Raw genomic sequence first — 634 nt, forward strand, 5'->3', positions numbered from 1 at the left:
GATGTGTGCACTGATGATTTATTCAGGTGGTTATTGCGTCGGGGTTCCACCTCTTCCCATTCCGAACAGAGAAGTTAAGCCCGATTGCGCCGATGGTACTGCAATGCAATGTGGGAGAGTAGGTAGCTGCCTTTTTTTGCCGGAGCCCCGACTGCGAAGAGTGGTCGGGGCTTCTTCGTTTGTGTCGGGCTTATGCCGGCTCAGCGGAAGATTAGTGGGGGCTATGCATAAATCTTTGAAAGTCTAAACATAAAGAACTTTATATCCGCAACTCCTCTTACAGTCGCCCTGAACGCCTTTATCTTTGCATTGAAAGATTCGGCGAATGCGTTTGTGGCCCTGTTTACAAAGAAGTTGAGCACCTCGTCGTAATGTTCGTACAAGGTTGCAGCAATTACGTTAAAGCTCTTGAACCCCGATTTGTCAACCTTGTTGTACCATCGCGCCAAGGATAGCCTTGCTGCATCCTTGATGGTGTTCTTTGAGAATATCATACGTAGGGAGTGTGCAAGCGAATAGGCTTCCCCGAGGTCTGGGTATTGCTCGAAAAGGATTTCTGCTCTTTGTTTCCGGTTTTCAGTCGTAGAGTCAACCAGCAAGTGCAAAATTATTATATTTTTCTGTAGAACTCTAC

The 634-nt window shown here is 46.8% G+C and carries 1 protein-coding gene and 1 rRNA gene; one reads left to right on the forward strand and one right to left on the reverse strand.

Features of this window, described 5'->3' with window-relative positions; genetic code table 11:
* The first annotated feature begins 22 nt into the window (after nucleotides 1–22).
* Nucleotides 23–135, forward strand: a 5S ribosomal RNA gene (gene rrf / locus JCM15124_RS12575).
* An 86-nt stretch (nucleotides 136–221) separates the two neighbouring features.
* On the opposite strand, the gene JCM15124_RS12580 is transcribed toward rrf, so the two are convergent.
* Nucleotides 222–634 (reverse strand): transposase (locus tag JCM15124_RS12580; RefSeq protein WP_024999677.1); only part of this gene is annotated, 413 nt, incomplete at its 5' end.

Origin of the sequence: Prevotella falsenii DSM 22864 = JCM 15124 (assembly GCF_000613945.1) — a bacterium.
Classification (GTDB): Bacteria; Bacteroidota; Bacteroidia; order Bacteroidales; family Bacteroidaceae; genus Prevotella; species Prevotella falsenii.